The organism is Pilimelia columellifera subsp. columellifera, assembly GCF_039532605.1.
In the GTDB taxonomy this organism is placed as follows: Bacteria; Actinomycetota; Actinomycetes; order Mycobacteriales; family Micromonosporaceae; genus Pilimelia; species Pilimelia columellifera.
On the sequence record NZ_BAAARY010000008.1, the window covers coordinates 58,193 to 73,924 of the forward strand.

Annotated in this window: 20 protein-coding genes and 1 pseudogene; 6 read left to right on the top strand and 15 right to left on the bottom strand. The window is 68.6% G+C overall.

Features of this window, described 5'->3' with window-relative positions:
- Positions 1 to 11: 11 nt before the first annotated feature.
- The 4 genes from ABD287_RS10580 to ABD287_RS10595 form a co-directional block, all read right to left on the bottom strand.
- Complete coding sequence (locus tag ABD287_RS10580) at positions 12 to 347, bottom strand: DUF5983 family protein (RefSeq protein ID WP_344171755.1); 336 nt, start codon at positions 345 to 347, stop codon at positions 12 to 14.
- Positions 348 to 358: 11 nt separating this feature from the next.
- Positions 359 to 1,051: a hypothetical protein gene (locus tag ABD287_RS10585; RefSeq protein WP_344171757.1), complete on the bottom strand. Its 693-nt coding sequence runs from the start codon at positions 1,049 to 1,051 to the stop codon at positions 359 to 361.
- A gap of 112 nt (positions 1,052 to 1,163) precedes the next feature.
- On the bottom strand, positions 1,164 to 1,736 hold the full coding sequence (locus ABD287_RS10590; RefSeq protein ID WP_344171759.1) for an antirestriction protein ArdA: 573 nt from the start codon (positions 1,734 to 1,736) through the stop codon (positions 1,164 to 1,166).
- Between the two features lie 111 nt (positions 1,737 to 1,847).
- Positions 1,848 to 3,389, bottom strand: coding sequence for a ParB/RepB/Spo0J family partition protein (locus ABD287_RS10595; RefSeq protein ID WP_344171761.1), 1,542 nt, complete (start codon positions 3,387 to 3,389; stop codon positions 1,848 to 1,850).
- A gap of 318 nt (positions 3,390 to 3,707) precedes the next feature.
- On the opposite strand from ABD287_RS10595, the gene ABD287_RS10600 reads away from it, so the two are divergent.
- Together ABD287_RS10600 and ABD287_RS10605 are read left to right on the top strand one after the other, a co-directional pair.
- Positions 3,708 to 4,049, top strand: a complete 342-nt coding sequence (locus ABD287_RS10600) for a hypothetical protein (RefSeq protein ID WP_344171763.1) — start codon at positions 3,708 to 3,710, stop codon at positions 4,047 to 4,049.
- A complete protein-coding gene (locus ABD287_RS10605; protein WP_344171765.1) occupies positions 4,036 to 4,782 on the top strand; it encodes a hypothetical protein in 747 nt (248 codons plus the stop codon). Before ABD287_RS10600 ends, ABD287_RS10605 begins: the two co-directional genes overlap by 14 nt.
- Here ABD287_RS10605 and ABD287_RS10610 read toward each other — a convergent pair.
- Genes ABD287_RS10610 through ABD287_RS10625 form a run of 4 tightly spaced genes read right to left on the bottom strand, consistent with a single transcriptional unit; the run spans position 4,779 to position 6,429 of the window.
- Positions 4,779 to 5,183: a hypothetical protein gene (locus tag ABD287_RS10610; protein WP_344171767.1), complete on the bottom strand. Its 405-nt coding sequence runs from the start codon at positions 5,181 to 5,183 to the stop codon at positions 4,779 to 4,781. The genes ABD287_RS10605 and ABD287_RS10610 overlap by 4 nt on opposite strands.
- Positions 5,180 to 5,494, bottom strand: a complete 315-nt coding sequence (locus tag ABD287_RS10615; RefSeq protein WP_344171769.1) for a hypothetical protein — start codon at positions 5,492 to 5,494, stop codon at positions 5,180 to 5,182. Before ABD287_RS10615 ends, ABD287_RS10610 begins: the two co-directional genes overlap by 4 nt.
- 31 nt (positions 5,495 to 5,525) lie before the next feature.
- Positions 5,526 to 6,149, bottom strand: a complete 624-nt coding sequence (locus tag ABD287_RS10620; RefSeq protein ID WP_344171771.1) for an SMI1/KNR4 family protein — start codon at positions 6,147 to 6,149, stop codon at positions 5,526 to 5,528.
- Complete coding sequence (locus tag ABD287_RS10625; RefSeq protein ID WP_344171773.1) at positions 6,142 to 6,429, bottom strand: DUF7710 domain-containing protein; 288 nt, start codon at positions 6,427 to 6,429, stop codon at positions 6,142 to 6,144. Before ABD287_RS10625 ends, ABD287_RS10620 begins: the two co-directional genes overlap by 8 nt.
- Before the next feature lie 113 nt (positions 6,430 to 6,542).
- On the opposite strand from ABD287_RS10625, the gene ABD287_RS10630 reads away from it, so the two are divergent.
- Entirely contained in the window at positions 6,543 to 7,076 is a 534-nt protein-coding gene (locus ABD287_RS10630) for an RNA 2'-phosphotransferase (RefSeq protein ID WP_344171775.1), read from the top strand.
- Between the two features lie 9 nt (positions 7,077 to 7,085).
- Here ABD287_RS10630 and ABD287_RS10635 read toward each other — a convergent pair whose 3' ends face one another.
- Positions 7,086 to 7,229 carry a hypothetical protein gene (locus ABD287_RS10635; RefSeq protein ID WP_344171777.1) on the bottom strand — a complete coding sequence of 48 codons (144 nt, stop codon included), beginning with the start codon at positions 7,227 to 7,229 and terminating at the stop codon, positions 7,086 to 7,088.
- A 32-nt stretch (positions 7,230 to 7,261) separates the two neighbouring features.
- On the bottom strand, positions 7,262 to 7,612 hold the full coding sequence (locus ABD287_RS10640; protein ID WP_344171779.1) for a hypothetical protein: 351 nt from the start codon (positions 7,610 to 7,612) through the stop codon (positions 7,262 to 7,264).
- 403 nt (positions 7,613 to 8,015) lie between these two features.
- Here ABD287_RS10640 and ABD287_RS10645 point away from each other — a divergent pair, with 403 nt between their 5' ends.
- Positions 8,016 to 8,396, top strand: coding sequence for a hypothetical protein (locus tag ABD287_RS10645; protein WP_344171781.1), 381 nt, complete (start codon positions 8,016 to 8,018; stop codon positions 8,394 to 8,396).
- Between the two features lie 48 nt (positions 8,397 to 8,444).
- Here ABD287_RS10645 and ABD287_RS10650 read toward each other — a convergent pair whose 3' ends face one another.
- Both ABD287_RS10650 and ABD287_RS10655 read right to left on the bottom strand, forming a co-directional pair.
- The gene (locus ABD287_RS10650; RefSeq protein ID WP_344171783.1) at positions 8,445 to 9,131 is read right to left on the bottom strand and encodes a GGDEF domain-containing protein; all 687 of its coding nucleotides are present in this window, start codon (positions 9,129 to 9,131) and stop codon (positions 8,445 to 8,447) included.
- Between the two features lie 175 nt (positions 9,132 to 9,306).
- A complete protein-coding gene (locus ABD287_RS10655; protein ID WP_344171785.1) occupies positions 9,307 to 10,080 on the bottom strand; it encodes a DUF932 domain-containing protein in 774 nt (257 codons plus the stop codon).
- 88 nt (positions 10,081 to 10,168) lie between these two features.
- Between ABD287_RS10655 and ABD287_RS10660 the strand changes: the two genes are divergently transcribed.
- Together ABD287_RS10660 and ABD287_RS10665 are read left to right on the top strand one after the other, a co-directional pair.
- Positions 10,169 to 10,426 carry a VOC family protein gene (locus ABD287_RS10660; RefSeq protein WP_344171787.1) on the top strand — a complete coding sequence of 86 codons (258 nt, stop codon included), beginning with the start codon at positions 10,169 to 10,171 and terminating at the stop codon, positions 10,424 to 10,426.
- Between the two features lie 65 nt (positions 10,427 to 10,491).
- On the top strand, positions 10,492 to 10,878 hold the full coding sequence (locus ABD287_RS10665) for a hypothetical protein (protein WP_344171789.1): 387 nt from the start codon (positions 10,492 to 10,494) through the stop codon (positions 10,876 to 10,878).
- Positions 10,879 to 10,963: 85 nt separating this feature from the next.
- Here the strand turns inward: ABD287_RS10665 and ABD287_RS10670 are convergent, their stop codons facing one another.
- The 3 genes and pseudogenes from ABD287_RS10670 to ABD287_RS10680 all read right to left on the bottom strand — a co-directional run bounded on the left by ABD287_RS10670 (position 10,964) and on the right by ABD287_RS10680 (position 15,687).
- On the bottom strand, positions 10,964 to 12,058 hold the full coding sequence (locus ABD287_RS10670; protein WP_344171791.1) for an NUDIX domain-containing protein: 1,095 nt from the start codon (positions 12,056 to 12,058) through the stop codon (positions 10,964 to 10,966).
- 353 nt (positions 12,059 to 12,411) lie between these two features.
- Positions 12,412 to 13,296, bottom strand: a pseudogene (locus tag ABD287_RS10675) (ADP-ribosylglycohydrolase family protein); the annotation flags it as partial.
- 231 nt (positions 13,297 to 13,527) lie between these two features.
- The gene (locus tag ABD287_RS10680) at positions 13,528 to 15,687 is read right to left on the bottom strand and encodes a TerD family protein (protein WP_344171795.1); all 2,160 of its coding nucleotides are present in this window, start codon (positions 15,685 to 15,687) and stop codon (positions 13,528 to 13,530) included.
- Positions 15,688 to 15,732: the final 45 nt, after the last annotated feature.

Below are 15,732 nucleotides of genomic sequence, written 5' to 3' on the forward strand. Positions count from 1 at the left end.
GCGACAGGGGGCTACGGCTCGGTCAGCGGCTCCGCGAACACCGTCAGCCCGGGCACTGGGGCGGCGTCGGAGTCCAGCAGCACGTAGTCACAGCCCAGCGCGCGGGCGTAGCGCTGCAACGCCAGCAACTCCGGTGGAACATCCCCGTAGTCCGCGGCGTGGGCATCGGGGTCGCACGGGACCCACAGCAGGAATCCGTGCTCCCGGGCGTCGGCGATCACGCCGGTCACCGCCGTCAGCCCGGTCGTCGGGTGCCGCAGCGCGGTCGGGAGATGCTCGGTGCTGGCATCGAGCATGCGAATGATCCGCGGACCCTCATCGTCCGGGCTCGGTTCGGGTGTGGACATGCGATCTCCTGTCAGGTGATGGTGGTGAACGTGGCTCGCTGCCCGCAAAGAGGGCAGGACAGCCAGGCGGTGTCCGGGTCGAGGTCGCCGAACTCGTCGACCTCGACCCGCAACTGGTCGTTGAACCCCACATCTAGGTCTTCGTCGCGGCCTGCGGTGATGCGGTGACGGTCCCCGTCGTAGCCGAGCAGGTGCCCGGACGGGCATGTGCCGGTGGCGCGGGTGAAATCGTTGACCGCCGACTCGCGCGCCTGGTCACGCACCCGCCACACCTCGGGCGAGTGCAGTCGGCCGAACCGGTCTGCGTAGACGATCACCAGCTCACCGGCGGTGGTGTGCGCCCAAACGAACGCCGCAGCTTCCTCCGCCAGCAGGCTTGCGGCTATCTGCGTCGACAGCGCCCACGGCTCCCCCTCCCCGTACGCGCCGGACGCGCCGGCGTCGCCGAACCGGGCGAGCAGCCACGCGTTCAGCTCGTCGGCACCGGCCCAGCCGAGCCCGCCCAGGCGGGCGTGTTCAACCGTCCACGCCCGCGCATGCTCGGTCAGGTCGTCGTCGGGGTCAGCGATCGTCGCCAGCCAGTCGGCCAGCGGTACCTGCTGGAAGTAACCGCGATGCGCCGCGCCGTCGCCACTCGGATGCGCGATCACCTTTAACCGCAAACCCGACAGCAGCTGAACCTCGCCAGCCTTTGGACTGGTCATCTGTCTCCCCCAATCTGCGCTGCCGGGTATGGCGGTGGCGGCAGTGCGACCGTGGTGGCGTGGCGCTGCCGCGCCGGACCGAACGAGCCAGGGCCGAAGACCTTTGCGGTGTTCATGCTTCGGCGAACACGTCGACCGCCCCACCACCGGCGGGGTGCGACCAGTAGTCGGTGGAGAACAGGTGCAGGGTGGCGGCTGGCCAGTCGATGTGCCCGAACGGCCACGGCGGCGCCTGCATCGCCTCGGCGTGCGTGTCCACGGCGTGGTGCTGAGCGAAGGTCTGCTCGCTGTCGAACCGGCCCACGTACTCCTGGCGCCACCGCTGCACGTGCTCGTCGGTCAACGCGGCGGCGGCGGTGTCAGTGTGGGCGATCCACGCCGCCAGCGCCTGCCGCTGCCCGGTGGTCAAGTCGGTGATCAGGGCGGCGACGCGGGCACCGGTGGACGGCGCGAACTCGCCATCAAGGACACCATCGAAGTGCTCGTGATCCAGGCACCAGATCTCCTCATGCCCATCGACCAAGTGGTAGCGGCCCACGCAGCGGACACGCTCGTTGAAGGCAGCCATGCTGGTCGGCGCATCGGAGGCGGGGAACCACTCTCCGGCAAGGCCGCCGTCGTTGTAGCAGCCCAGACACCCCACCCACACCTGCGGCACCTCACCCGCCGCATCATGCTCATCCATCGAAAGTCTCCTCACCAAATGCGTCGTGCCCTGGCACGACGCTGGAACACGTCATGCCAGGGCACGAAGAAACGGAAACGAAAGCCGGCCGGGTGGCCGGGCCGAGCAGGATCAAACGCCGGTGACGACAGGGGCGCCGACAACGTCCAGACTCGACAGATCATCGGGAACCGCCACCTCGACGGGATCGATCTCGGCGTCTACGCCACAGGTCTCACCGTCGCCGTCGCCGTCGGCATCGATGTGGCTGTCGTCGGTCAGCTCGTCGGCAGAGCTGATGTTCACATCACCGCCGTCGTCCTGCTCTTCGTCGTCCTCTCCCGGCTGGGACAAGGTCGCGTACAGCTCGGTTTCGGCGTCGCTGAGCTGGTAGCCGACCCCAGTCAGCGCATCCAGGTAGGACAACGCTTGTGTCTCGTTCGCCGCGTACGTGTACGTGCCCTCGTAACGGCGCAGGTTCGTCTCATTGGCGCCGACCCAGCGGGCCACCAGCATCCGATTCAACCTGTCAGCGCTCGCCGTCTGCGCGGCCGGGTGCAACGCCGTACCAGCCAGCGCGCAAACCAGGTCGCTCTCGTTGCCGCCGACGTCCAGCAGCCTCGGGGCCAGTACCGCCAGCCGCACCGCCTCGGCCAGGACCTTCTTCGCCCCACGCGCCGAACCGAAGGATTCGCGGACGAACTGCTCCCGCACCGGCGCAGCGACCGTCAGCGCCTCGCGCAGCGCGGCGGCCTTCGCCTCCCGCTCGGCCCGACCGGGGTCGGCCTGCTCGGCCTCCACGTCGCGGGCCGTGCGATAAGCCCACGCGGCCGGGTCGGTGCAGACGATCTCCACCCTCGGTGCGGTGCTGGGGTCGCGGATGATCGCGGCGAACCCCGGCTTGGTCTTCACCTGCTCCGGGTTCAGCCGCACCCCGTCGGCGTCAACCAGGTCTTTGGCGGCGACCATCGTATGAGTGCCGTAGCCCCAGCCCTGCGGGGTCGAGACCAGCTTCACCCGGTCCAGCACCAGCTGCGCCTTCAATCGCGCCACGGTCTCCTTGCGCTCCCGCTTGGCCTTCTCTTCGGCGATGACGTGTTTGAGACCCCAGCCGTGGCTACCGCGCTTGAGTAGCCGCCCGATGGTCTTCTCGTCGTCGGCGAACTCCTCAAGTTGGGCGGCGTCCTCCAGGGTCAACGCACCCCGGTCCGCAGCGGCCCGGGCCTTCGCCGGCAGCTTGGCCAGGCTGACGGCAGCCTTGACCTGCTCGACGGGGCGGCCGGTCGCGGCGGTGATCTGCTCCGGCGTCCAGTCCAATAGCAGCAGCTGGGCGTAGGCGTCGGCGTTCTCGGACTCCGTCAGACCGACGCGGGCGCCGTTTTCACCCAACATCCGGATGATCCGCAACGCCGCCCCAGCGTCCTCAGCGACCAGACACGGCACCGTGTCCAGCTCCTCAGCGAGGGCGGCCTTACGGCGCCGGTGCCCGATCTCCACCGTGTACGTCTGCGCCTCACCGTCTACCGGCTCTCGGCGAGTCACCACCAGCGGCTGCAGAATTCCCACCGCACGGATCGAGGCGCGCAGGTCCTCGACATCGCCCTCATCGCGGCGCAGGTTGCCCTCGTTGGGCACCAGCAGCCTTGGATCGATCTGCTCAACGGTCATAGTCATCAAGGGGAACCCCTTCTATGCAAACAGGACCCCACCTACGCGACCGGCACCGGCGCTGTGGCCGGGTGTCGCGAGGTGGGCTGGCGAGAAGGGCACGACGGCCGAGCACGGCCGCCGGCCGGCAAGGGAACCAGCCGGGAAGATCTTGCCGCAGGCAAGACTGTTCCCGGCCCCTTGCCGGACCAGGACGGATCGGCCACAGTGACCAGCCAGCCCACCCGCCACCCGCACCGGCCGACGCGTATAGGCGCAAGATTTGAGTCGCCCCGGGTTCGCTCGCTGCCTATGGTGGGCTCTGGCTGATCTTGGGAGGGATCGATGGTGACGCGGACGTTGTGGCGGCCGACTGGTCCGCAAGAACTGGAGTTGGTGCGCGCCGCCGACTGGCGGGCGTGGCCGCCCCGGCTCCCGGATCAGCCGATCTTCTACCCCGTCCTCAACGAGGACTACGCGATCCGGATCGCCAGGGACTGGAACGTGCCCGCCTCCGGCGTCGGCTACGTGACCCGCTTCGAGATCGACGCCGAATACGTCTCCCGATACCCGGTTCGGCAGGCCGGTGGCGACACGATTCTGGAACTGTGGGTCCCGGCTGAGGAATTGGCCGAGTTCAACAAGCACATCGTCGGCCAGATCGAGGTGGTCCATGAGTTCCGCTGACCCGACTGTCGGCTACCAGCTGACCTGGCGCACCGTCGACCTGCGAATGGAGGTCACAGCCGGCCAACTTCTGGACGGATACAACCGGCAGGTCAATTTCGCCGTCTGGCAGGGCGATTTCGCCGCAGCCTGCCAGACGTGGGTGGTGGAGGATGACCTTTCCCGGTTCGCGGTAGCGCTGGAGTCAATGTGGCGTGACCTGACCGGGCGCGCTGAACTCGTCGGCGAGTACGGCACAGCCTTCCAGCTGAATCTGGACATGCTCGGTGGCGGGCACGTCGCGGTCAAGGTGATGGTCCGCGACAGCGGCCAGGAGTGCGAGATGGTCGCGGAGTCGGTGACCGATCAGACCTTCCTGCCATCGCTGCGGGCTGAGGTCACCGCCTTTCTGGACCCGTCGTCGCGTGATCCATCCGGTGGACTCGGGCCTGTGGAGCACGCCGTACTGAGCGCCGAGGACGGTGCGGCGTGGCTGTGGGAGATCGTCGACTCGTGGCGGTGCTCGACCGGCGTTGCGGCCCCTGCAGCCCTACCGGTCCTCACCTCGGCGCTGCTTAACCTCATCTCGGAAGGCTTGGCTGAGCTGCGCCACGTATCGGAGAGCCTGCCGCAATGGGCAGCCGACACAGTCCCGGCGAGCCAGATCGCAGCCGTGCTGGCGGATCCGGAGAATTGGGGCCGCGACGGCCGGTACGTCATGGTCGCCACGCCCGCCGGCGCCCCGTTGATCTAGGCGCTTGTTCGACGGTAGGGCATCCGATTGCGGATGCTCCACCACAGGTGCCGCGGCAGCTGGTACCGCCACAGCCACCACGGCAGCCGCCGCCACGCAACGAAGGTCCACAGGTCATCATCGGCGCTGCTGCCACGCGGTAGGGCCCGCAGCAACCGCAGAGTTTCTGCATCAACACGCCGGTGTAAGCGGACTGTATGGGCCAGCGCAGTGAGGCCCTGCGCCCGCAATGGCAGCGCTGGCGAGGACAGCGCGACCGCGATGCAGGCGAGCGTCGCGTCAGGATCGGGGTAGGTCAGGGCGAGTGCGATGAGGGCGACACCGGCGTTTGGATCACCTACCGCGAGCGCCGCGAGGACATCGTCGGGCGGTAGGTCGGATTCGGGAGACTGGTACTTCACGGTGCCTGCCTGGTGGCGCTCGGGGCCTCTGACGGTACGTCTAGATTGGCGATGAACCGGAGCAGGCCGGCGAGGTGATGAGCGTCGTGCCAGAGCGTGATTTCCCGGCCGGTGACGGTGAGGTCGCTGACGGATGCCGCGTCGTCCAAGACGTCGCCGCAGGTCAGTTGACGCCCAGTTGGCGGTGCGGGCTCGTACGCGGCGTCGAGGGGTAGATCCCGGTAGAGGCCGCCGCCGAGTGCGGCGACGTCGATGACCGCGCCGTAGTCGTCTTCTATGGCATCGAGGACGCGGGTCACGGCAGCGCGCATCTGGTCAACGCTGACCGCGCTGCCGGGCCGCTCAGCTGATGTGGTCACGTGGGTTCACTATGTCGAGCCAATGTTCGTACCAGGTCAGGAAGTCGTCATGGCTGTACTGAGGTGCTTCGTCGAACTCGGCGGTGAAGGCGACCCGGCCCCGGCCGGGACCGGTGACGACGAGAACGACCATGATCCCGCAGCCGCACTCGGACAAGGCGACGACGCCGGTGTACGGTTCGTCGTCCTCGCCGAGGCCCACCTCCGGCCACCAGTCCTGGTAGGACCGGCCCGGGTCGACCCGAAACGGGGCGGCGAGGACCCCTTCGGCCCTCGGCTGCCACAGGGCCTCGTCCCAACGTTGCAGGGGCAGCAGCCCGTAGTAGGGGCCAGCGCCGCCGTATCGGCCGGGACCGCCGTGACCGACGGTCGTGATGAAAGCCCGGTACGCCTCCGGCAGGCGGACCCGATGGGCGGCTTCGAACTGCGCCACCTCCGCCCCACTCAGCGGCGCACCCAACTGGTACCGATGACTACTGGCCCCGAACCGTTTCAACGCCACGTCGTCGGCAGCCGCCTGGCGGATTCTGCCCGCGACTGCCCGGAGCCTGACCTGAAGATCACCGGTCTCTGGCGCTGGGCTGTGAGTGGCTGGACTGTCAGTCACGGCGGCCGTCCCGGACGTGAATGTGCGGCCCAGCGGGCGAGAAGTTGGCGACGTGGTCCGCCGAGCCGTGGTGGGTCTTCGACGGCGTGAAACGCCCGGCCTTGACGGCGATGTCGTAGCAGCCGTCACCCACCGGGTACCGGGTCAGCACACCCGTCAGGCGGTGACGCTCGACCCAGGCCATCGCGCTGGCGCGGTCGGTGAAAACGCCAGCGGGGAAGCGCGCTCCGGACCCCTGGAACACCCATACCTCGCCGCCGACAGCCTGGTCGTCATTCACAGGCGCCAGTATCCCTGGACCCGGTCGGAACGGTTGACCCCATTTCTGCCGCAGCCCGGGGCGCCAGAAAATCGCACGCTTCCCAGCGGAGCCGAGCGCTACCGTCAGCGGACATGAACGACACCACCATCAGCAAACGCCTCTCCTACGTGCTTCGGCACCGCCCCGACAGCATCGGCCTGACCCTCACCGACGACGGTTGGACCACCATCGGCGAACTCCTCGCCGCGTTCGCCGAGCACGGCACCACTGTCAGCCGCGATCAGCTCGCCCGCGTGGTCGCCAACAACGACAAGCAACGGTTCACCATCGACGGTGAGCGCATCCGCGCCAACCAGGGCCACTCGATCGACGTGGACCTGGGATTGGCGAGCGTCCCGCCGCCGGACACGCTCTACCACGGCACCGCCATACGGCACCTTCGATCGATTCTGCGTGATGGTCTGATCAGGGGACGGCGGCAGCACGTCCACCTCAGCGCCGATATCGACACCGCGCTGCGAGTCGGTGCACGCCACGGCACCCCCGTCGTCCTACGCGTCGACGCCGCCGCCATGACCACCGCCGGACACGCGTTCTACCGCAGCGCCAACGGAGTCTGGCTCACCGACGCCGTACCAGCAGCCTTCCTCGGCCACGACGCATGACCGCCACGATCACGGCTCGGCCCTGAAGATCCGCTCCATCCGCTCAGGGTCGCCGAGCAGGTTCCGCAAGAAGACGCCGAACTCGAAATCTTCGAGCTCGACAAAGGGCGTCGGGTCGCCCTCGAACATCGGGACGTCACGGTGGTAGCGCACCCTGTACACCGGACATCCCGGCGCGGTGACGGTCAAGTCGCGGTACCGCCGCCGTACGGGGTCCAGCCCCGAGCCGGCCGCCAGGTCACGCTGAGGCCCTCCTGCGGCCACACCGTCCACAGACGGTCGCCGATCCGCAGGTAGACACCGCGGTCATCCCGGTAGAGCACAGCACGCTCGTCGCCAAGTGCGGCGTACCAGCCATGTGACCTGCTCTCCGGGTGGCAGCTTGCCGGATGGAGTTCGCCGGACACTGGGTCGTAGTCGCCGAGGTCGGCGTACTTGTCGAAGCTGCGCAAGATCATGTTTCGTCGTCCATCCCGCCGGTCGGCTTCCCTATAGCCCTCCCGGACCGGCATGCCGTGGGCGTCGGCAGCGGTCATGGATCGGTCCAACTAGAACGTCCTTCGCCGTCATCCGGTCGCGGGATCGGCGTCGCGGCCAAGACCCGCGGTGTGCTGGCGGGTGCCCGTACTGCTTCGGTGCTTCGCCGCCCGGCCAGCGCCTCTGCCTGGCCTGGGGCCCAGGGGTGGAGCGTTGACGTCACAGCGTTGACCCACCCGCGTACGCGGCGGCAAGGGCCGCACGAACCAGCCCCAAGCGCCGCGCCCCCAGAACAGGGGCGGCACGCCCGCGTGCTCCCGGCTCTCAGAACTCGCCCCCGCTTGAACCCTGGCCGACCCGCCCGAGGGCGAGTCCTTGCCGTCGACCGTCACCGCGGCCCACACCCCGGTAGCCCCATCCGGCGCCCCGGGGCCGGTCGCCCCATACGACGGGAGGCAGCTCATGTTCATCATCACCATCGACGCCACAATCACCGGCACACCGACCCGCCACGCCGACGGTACCGTCACCCTCCGCGCACTGCACTTTCGCAGTCCCGGCCCGGCGCTGGCCCTGCAGATCACTTGTACCGGCCCGCTCGCTGACACCGCGGCTGGGCTGGGCACCGGCGACCGGGTCGTGGTCACCGCCGAGACCGCGCACTGCGGCACCGTCAACGGCAGGCCACTGCTGGCGATCAAAGTCGCGGACCTGACGATCACCCACCGGATCTACACCGGCCGGCACCGCCCGCGGTCGAACATTCCGGTCACGTCAGCGGATGCTGAGGCTCACCGCCGCTACCTGGCCCGTTTCGGGGTGCCGGTCCAGCCTCACCGGTAGCCACCGCAATGTGGGGGTCGCTGGCGGAGCGGCCCCCACATCTACGCATCAGCGGGCTGGTGGGGCAGCGCTGCTGGTGCGCCGGTCGCGTTGCCGCACGTCAGGCCTTTCCGGCACTGCACCTGCGCCGGTCTCAGCGGCGGCGTCGTGCCAGGCCAGGCCACACCCCTGGGTCTTGGCCGTGAACATGGCCAGGTCGGCGCGGTGCAACAACAGCCGATGCGTGGCGGCCGGATCGGCGGCGGTGACACCGGCTGACATTCCGGGAACGGAGATCCAGCCATTGCGGGGACCGAGGAACACCGGCTTGGCGAGCACCCGGTTCGCCGCGTCCACGACCACGGCCTGGACCTGCTCGACGCTGCTCTGGTCGATCACGAGCGCGAACTCGTCCCCGGCCAGTCGGGCCGCCAGCCGCACGCCTGCGGTGGTGTTCAGGCGCCGCGCGGTCTCGGTGAGGATGTCGTCGCCGGCGCCGTGCCCGTACCGGTCGTTGATGGTCTTGAACCCATCGAGGTCCAGCACCGCCACAGCCACCTGCTCGCCCGCGCTGACGGCCTGGCGCAGGTGGGTCATCAGGTGGCGGCGGTTGGGCAGTCCGGTCAGCTCGTCGTGGCGGGCCTGGTGGGTGACCTCGCGTAGGCGGCGGCGCAGCGTGTTGATCGGGATGAGGGCCAAGGCGAGTCCGGTGAGTACTCCGGCTGTGGCGGTCAGGATGAGCTGGACAGCTAACATCGAAAAGCTCCTCTGTGCAGGAGCGCCAGGGCGGTCGTAGCTTCCCGGCTTGACGACCGCCCTGGGCCATGGCGAAAGCCCCGACCTCCGGGCTGGAAGTCGGGGTGAAACGCGGTAATGCGGCCAGCCGCCCGATGGCGGCCGGGCCGGACGGGTAAGGATCCGTACCGGTGGGTCAGGCGGTGGCGGCGGCCAGGCGCATCGCGCCGATCGCAGTGGACTCCAGTTCGAACGCCGAGTCCGCGTCGGTCAACGTCTGGGCGACGGAGGTCACCGCGTGCATGATCCCGCCGGCGCTCGGGTCGCCGCCGCGGATGAAGTGGTTCAGGATGTCGTGCTGCTGCTCCTCGGAGTAGCGCAGCTTCTGTCCGACCAGCTTGATCGTCGTGTCCGGGTCTCGGATCTCCACCCCGGCCTCGGCTTCGAGTTCGCGGACGATGCGGGTGACGTAGTCGACGTCCAAGAAGCTGCGGACAGCGTCGGTTGTCTTGGCAGTGATCAGCTCCAAGTTCTTGCGCTGCGTCTCTGGGGACGCCTCGATCACCCCGTCCTCGTCGGTCAACTGCGCGCCGAGGTGCGCGCGGCGCAGCTGATTCTGCTTGACGACCAGGCCGTTGCGGCAGACCTCGAACTGCAACCACGGCGCGACGAAGAACGCCCCGCAGCCGGTCTCGCTGTTGGAGATGATGAACCCGCCCGAGATCACCGGCAGGTCCGCACCGCGGCGCCCGTCGAACGGCGACCGATAGTTTTCTAGAAGCTTCGGGGCCAGCACCTGGACCTCCGGGGAGGTGACCCGCAGGTACATGCGCCGCTCCGACAGGTCCCCGCCGACGACCCGCGCCGCCTGACCGGCAGCGCCGGAGGCGCGGATACCGTCGAGGGCGGCCAGGAGCACATCGAGGTTCTCGATGCGGTTGTACCGGTCGGACAGGAACGCCCGCGCCACCCCGAACCCCGCCTCACCCAGACTCGGTTACATACGCATCCGGGACTGGACCGGCGGCGTCTGCTAGGAATTCGGCGCCACCTACCTGGTGTTCGAGCAGTCCCCGGCATTGACCGCCCAGGTGCACGACCGCTGCCGGCCGGGTCTGAACCATCTCGCCTTCCACGTCACCAGCCGCGCCGAGCTCGATGACATCGTGTCCGCAGCGCCGGAGAACGGCTGGGCGTTGTTGTTCCCCGACCGGCATCCACACGCAGGCGGTCCCGACATTTATGCCGGCTATCTGGCTGACGCTGACGGGTACCAAGTCGAACTGGTCGGACCGCCGAGCACCGACCTCCCGTAGAAGCGACTGCTACCTGTCAGCGCATGCCAAGCGGAGGAACAACTGAGGCGTGGCAGCATGGCCACATGTCTGTGCAGGTACCGCGCACGGTGAAGGCCGTCACATCCGACGAGTTGCTGGCCCTGGACGACGAGGCGCGCAGTCGTCGTTACAACCGCCACCACGGGTCCGGCTGGCTCGCCGAGTACGCAGCCCTGTCCGCCGCGCACTACCTGCACCCAGTCCTGGTGCATCGCCTGACACGCCGCCCTGAATACTCCCCGCACTGGCGTTGTGCCCTGCTGCTGCAGATGCGCGACGTCCAGCAGGTGTTCTCGCTCCTCGACGTGTGGCCACCGACGTTCGACCGGATTCCCGAGTCGTTGAGCCGGGCGGAGAAGACGACGATCGCCACGCTGCTACTTGACGGAACGCTCATCACAGCCGCGCAGTGGGCGGACTCGACCCCGTGACGAACCACCGACGGCGGCGGCAATCAGCCGCTGCAGTTCGAGTGGGGACGTCGCGTAGTCGGCGAACCGATCGCGCCGCGGAGCGTCACTGATCGTCGTCGGCTGTGAGCGGTGTGCCTGGGGCGTCGCCCCTGCGGGTGGGCCGGACGCCGTAGGTCTGTTTGTGGCCGCGCGTTTCCAACACGGCCGCCGCGGTGTCGGCGGAGGGTTTGGTGGTGTGGATGGACGCGGTGTAGCGGTTGCCGTTGTCGTCCTGCCGCCACACGGTCCACCGCATGTTGCGGATGCGGTACTGCGCCGACTGTGCCTCCTGCGCATGCCAGGAGTCGGCGGCGACGAGGGTCAACGCGGCCAGCGCCTCGTCGGTGTGGCCGGCGTCGGCCAGGTGTTCGGCCAGCCAGATCGGTGCCCGGGGCAGCTCGTGCGCGGTCTCGGCGCGTAGCGCGGCGGTCAGGGTTTCGCCATGGTGGTGGCGGGTGAGGTACTCGTAGAGGGTGAACTCGGCCCGACCGTCACCGGCTAAGGCGATCGCGCGCAGCTCGTCGACCCGATCTTCCTCCACAAACAGGCGCATGAGTTGGACGAACGCGCAGCGGTGCCCGTCGTCGACCAACGCCCGCAGTGTGGCGGCGTTGCCTTGGCGGCGCAGCAGGTTGGCGCGGCGGTGGCAGGTGCGGTGCGGGTCGGCCAGGTCGCAGACGTACCTGTCGCCGAGGTACGCCCAGTCCGGGTAGTCCTCGTCGCCGGCATACGGGGCGAGAGTCCCGTCGGACAAGTGGCGGTAGGCGGGTGATTCGAGGAACCCGGCGATGGTCTCGGCGGTGCCGGGGGTCAGCGGCCGACCGTCGAGCACCTCGGCTGGCGGGAGGAAGAGAATGTCGGCGCCTTCCCCGACGACGACATCCTGCGGCTGTGCGCTGGTGCTCCCGTAGAAGTAGTGCTTGACCCGGCACAGGTCGGGCAGCTCCTGGCGGGTGTGGAAGTGCAGGCCGTCGTCGGCGACGAGACGGGTCTCCTCCCACAGTTCCCGCACAGCGGCGGTCGCCGGGGGCTCGCCTGGTTCGCAGTGACCGCCAGGTAGGCACCAGATGCCCGGATGGTTCGGGGCGTGTTCGTCGCGTAGCTGCAGCAACAGCCGACCGGCCCGGTCGACCAGGAGGATGACGGCCAGATCAATCATCGCGGGGTGCTGTTCCAGCCGAGGCCAAGCAGGTGGGCGTCGACGATCGTCTCCAACAGTCTGGTGTCGTGGGCGTCGTCGTCGGCTCGGTACAGGTCCTGGTTGCGTTCGACGTGCAGCTCTGCGATCGACCAGCCGCGCTCGTCGCGGACGAATCTGGCGGCGTACATGCCGTTACCGGTCCAGGACCGATGCGCGTACAGCCACCCGTCACGAACGTGCAGGTCCCACTTCTCGTCCATGCCGCGGGCGGTGTAGCCGGACTGCATCTGCTGCCACTGCTCGTCGCTGTAGACGCGCTGCGGCGCCGGGATCGGTCGGGGCATGGTGATCGGCCAGGCGCGACGACCGGCCCAGCGGGGCAGGGACTCGGTCTGCTCCCACCACGCCTTCGGCGGCCGGTGAGGGCCGCCACGCGCGGCGAGGATCCCACCGACGATCGCGCAGGTGGTGTCGATATCGCCGCCGGCAGCCGCCGTGGCCCAGAACGCCCGGGTGAAGTCATCACGGTGGTGGGCGGCCACCCACAGCGTGAACGGCACCGTGTCGACGGCGCTGACCGCAGACCCGTTCCCCAACACCCGACCCGCCTGACGCGGATCGGTCTCGTTGGGAATCGCTGCCGCCGTCCGGATACCGGCGTGCACGGATCCAGCGGGCGTCCGATCAGCCACCGCGGCCAGGAACTCGACCGGATCCGCCGGATCGTCACCGCCGGCGACCAGCGCAGCGGCCACCGCTACCGCCACCGCACCAGCGACCGCTTCCGGATGGGTGTGCGTCACCAGCGACGACAGGCCAGCCTGCTCTGCCGCCGCGTCAAGATCGCCGGCGTACCAGGCGCCCAACGGCGCCACCCGCATCGCAGCGCCGTTGCCGTACGAACCCTGCCCCTCGAACAGGGCACCAGCCAACTGCCGCCAATCGCCACCCTCACGGACCAGGCGCAACAGCCGATTCGCCGCAGGGCCGTACCCGCGGTCGAAGTCATGCCTGGCAGCGAAACTCGCCGCCAACACGTCCTGGTCGATCCGACCATGCGTGTTCAGGACATGGATCACCGAGCAGGCCATCTCGGTGTCGTCAGTCCACTGCCACCGCCCCGGCGGCAGCGTCCGCTCATCGAAGTGCGGCCGGTTGTCCGGGACGAAGAACTGCGAACCCAACGCGTCGCCAACGGCTAGGCCCCGCAGCGACGCCATCGCCTGCAACAGAGAGTCAGAAGTCATCCCCGCCATGCTCCCAACCTGGCTGTGATCCCGTCCACCCATATGCGCTGCCAACGCGGGACCGAACTGGGTTGGTTCCGGCGGGTAGGGCACTGTCACAGGGCGCCTCATGGCGGCTTGCGAGCGTGGAGCCGAGGAAAGCGCGGGTGCTGATATGCACCGGATCCTCCGCTTTCGCGGAGGTTCCCGAATCGAACGGGAATGTGGGAGGAAGCGCCCGCATGGCCTCGGCTTTCGCCGTCAACCTGGTATCAGCTCAGTGAGCCGATTGAGTGTATAGGTCGCCGATCCCTCTGGCAGGCCGTCGGGCGCCTCGATGCCGATGTACGTGACCGGCTCGTCTGGCACCTCGCCGTCCCACATCGTCACCTCAGTCTGTCCACGCCAACGGTCGATCAGGTAGGCCATGGTGAGGTAGCGCCGCTCCATCAGCGCCCGTACGCGGTCAGCCGTGGTGACCGTGTTCGCTTCGACGCGATTGAACGACGGTGTGCCAGTCAGGTAGAGGTGCAGCCACACCGCCTCCCAGCCGCCCTCGCCCTTGACGAACACCACCGGCAACGCAACCCGGCCTGGACCGCGCAGGTCAGAACGCGCCCGGACGGTCCGTGCGTCGAACGGGGCACCCTGCTGGTCCTGGGCGCGGGTCTGGTAGCCGAACATCGACTCGGCGACCTCGTCGAACGACTCGCCGGAGTAGATGTTGACCTGCGGAACCACATAGTGCCCGGGCAGCGACAGGGGGACATCGATGAACTCGGTCGCGCCGTCCGCCGCCTCAGTGATGTCACCGGAATACACCACTCCTTCGTGGCGGTAGTTCGTCCACGACACCTGACCGACGTGGTGGAACTCGTCATCGAGCAGCAGCGCCGACAGGTCGTAATCGGTTCTACGGGCCTTCTGACGCCAGTACGTGAAAAAGCGCAGCAGGTCACCGGAGACCGATGCCCGTGAACCGCGAGGCAGCACCGCGAAGCCGCCTTCGGTCGCCTTGCCAGACAGCGGCAGCGCGACGTCGAGCACAGCGGGGTCGACCAGCAAAGGTCGCTGCGGCGGCGTCATGCGTGCGCTGATCTCCGCATCCAGCAGAGACGACATCTCCGCAACCAGCTCGGCTGGTAGTGGTGGCCGATCGTCGGGACCGACCCATGAATTACGCGAGCGACTCGCGTACATCCGGGCAGATGCGGGCGTCAGCCGGTTGCCGACATGCTCCCGCAGCGATAGGAGCACCCGACCCGACGCCGAGCTGAGCGCACCGGTGACTGCCTTGACGACGGCGGCCTGCTCGTCCACAGGCGCCAGCCGCAGCAGCCGGTCCGCGGATCGCAGCAGTAGACCGGGCGCGTTCGACAGCACCGACGCCGCCGAAGCGACGTTCCCCGCCCGCAACGCAGCCTCCGCCCGACCAGCGAAGCCGGGTACCCGACGCTCGCCGCGTGCCACCGCGAACACCTCCTGCGCGTGAGGCCACTGCGGGTACTCGTGCGGATGAAGCCGCTCGCCGAGCCGTTTCCACCGCTCCGCATAGCGGGCAACGTCGGCAAGCTTGGCCGGGTTCGCGCCGACGACCCGGTCGAGCGAGGCCAGCAGCGCCCGCCGCTGCGGACGGCCGAAGGCACGAAAACGTGTGGGCGCCGCCAGTGACGGATCTCCGCCGGAGACCTGGCAGGCCAGGCGCAACACATCGGTCACCGTGTCCACACCGAGCAGCGGCCGGCCAAGGGTCAGCCGAACCCCGTTAAGAACCGAACGGTTCTCGCGTACTGGGATCTCGGTGGGCTGCGGCCTGTCCGCGCAAGCCACCGCGAGTTCATGAAGTAGCCCAAGATCTGCTTCGCCGAGCGGCGTCGTACTCCCCGCCAGGGCTAGGTAGAGCCGTCCGGCCTCCACCTCGACGGCATCGCCGAGATGCAGCACGGTCACCCGATCACCGGCCGCCGCGATCAAAGCGTCATGCGCTGCCAGCAGCTCCGCGTAGGTGTGCTGATAGGTCCCGTACTCCGGCAGGTCAAGAAGATTCACCCCGCCAGCGGCGGCGATGTCGCGCAGCTGCGCGTCGGACGCGGTCCCGCCGCCGGTGAGCACCGCTGCCCGTAGACGATCGGTCCAGAACTCGACCGTGTCCGGCACGTCGTGTGGGAACCCGATGAAGTAGGCATTGTGCGCGACGTGGTCACCTACCAGCTCCCGCACCGCCGCCACCACCGTTGCGGCCACATCCATCGCCGGCCCGGAAGCCAGGGCGCCAATGTGGTCCAACAGCGCACGTGACGCCGAGAAGCCCACATCGAGCAGCGCCGCGTCCAGCTGCCGAGCCACCGCCGACCCATCGCCAGCCGGACCAGCGCCGGCCGGCACACGCAGCGTCTTCTGGATGATCAGCTTCTCGAGCATCCGGTCCCCCAACCCAGTCGACACAGCGGGCTGCCAGGGTGCAAC

Bases quoted from the DNA above. Each gene is read 5' to 3' on its own strand.
- ABD287_RS10650 (WP_344171783.1), bottom strand. From the start codon at position 9,131: ATGTTAGCTGTCCAGCTCATCCTGACCGCCACAGCCGGAGTACTCACC.
- ABD287_RS10590 (WP_344171759.1), bottom strand. From the start codon at position 1,736: ATGGATGAGCATGATGCGGCGGGTGAGGTGCCGCAGGTGTGGGTGGGG.
- ABD287_RS10630 (WP_344171775.1), top strand. From the start codon at position 6,543: ATGAACGACACCACCATCAGCAAACGCCTCTCCTACGTGCTTCGGCAC.
- ABD287_RS10645 (WP_344171781.1), top strand. From the start codon at position 8,016: ATGTTCATCATCACCATCGACGCCACAATCACCGGCACACCGACCCGC.
- ABD287_RS10580 (WP_344171755.1), bottom strand. From the start codon at position 347: ATGTCCACACCCGAACCGAGCCCGGACGATGAGGGTCCGCGGATCATT.
- ABD287_RS10605 (WP_344171765.1), top strand. From the start codon at position 4,036: ATGAGTTCCGCTGACCCGACTGTCGGCTACCAGCTGACCTGGCGCACC.
- ABD287_RS10665 (WP_344171789.1), top strand. From the start codon at position 10,492: ATGTCTGTGCAGGTACCGCGCACGGTGAAGGCCGTCACATCCGACGAG.
- ABD287_RS10640 (WP_344171779.1), bottom strand. From the start codon at position 7,612: ATGACCGCTGCCGACGCCCACGGCATGCCGGTCCGGGAGGGCTATAGG.
- ABD287_RS10595 (WP_344171761.1), bottom strand. From the start codon at position 3,389: ATGACTATGACCGTTGAGCAGATCGATCCAAGGCTGCTGGTGCCCAAC.
- ABD287_RS10680 (WP_344171795.1), bottom strand. From the start codon at position 15,687: ATGCTCGAGAAGCTGATCATCCAGAAGACGCTGCGTGTGCCGGCCGGC.
- ABD287_RS10670 (WP_344171791.1), bottom strand. From the start codon at position 12,058: ATGATTGATCTGGCCGTCATCCTCCTGGTCGACCGGGCCGGTCGGCTG.
- ABD287_RS10615 (WP_344171769.1), bottom strand. From the start codon at position 5,494: ATGCGCGCTGCCGTGACCCGCGTCCTCGATGCCATAGAAGACGACTAC.
- ABD287_RS10600 (WP_344171763.1), top strand. From the start codon at position 3,708: ATGGTGACGCGGACGTTGTGGCGGCCGACTGGTCCGCAAGAACTGGAG.
- ABD287_RS10585 (WP_344171757.1), bottom strand. From the start codon at position 1,051: ATGACCAGTCCAAAGGCTGGCGAGGTTCAGCTGCTGTCGGGTTTGCGG.